Annotated in this window: 1 protein-coding gene; it reads left to right on the top strand. The window is 65.2% G+C overall.

Annotated elements, in window-relative coordinates; all coding sequences use genetic code 11:
* On the top strand, window positions 1–290 hold a 290-nt coding region (locus EN874_RS33195), incomplete at both ends, for a cbb3-type cytochrome c oxidase subunit I (RefSeq protein ID WP_189396764.1).

Here is a 290-nt window from a genome sequence, read left to right as displayed (position 1 = left end):
GGCGATCATTCCCGCTTTCGCCCGCCGCCCGGCCTTCGGCCATCTCGGGCTGGTCCTGTCGCTGATCGCGGTCGGCTTCCTGTCGTTCGGCCTCTGGGTCCACCACATGTTCGCGACCGGGCTGCCGAAGCTTGGCGCGAGTTTCTTCACCGCGTCCAGCATGTTGATTGCCATCCCCAACGGCGTTCAGATCTTCTGCTGGCTGGCCACTCTCTGGGACGGCAGGCCGGTGATCCGCACGCCGCTGCTGTTCGTCTTCGGCTTCTTCTTCACCTTCGTCATCGGCGGCC

This window comes from Mesorhizobium sp. M1D.F.Ca.ET.231.01.1.1 (assembly GCF_003999155.2).
Lineage (GTDB): Bacteria > Pseudomonadota > Alphaproteobacteria > Rhizobiales > Rhizobiaceae > Mesorhizobium.
Note: the sequence above shows the minus strand (reverse complement) of the source record. Positions and strands in the feature narration are given on the sequence as shown.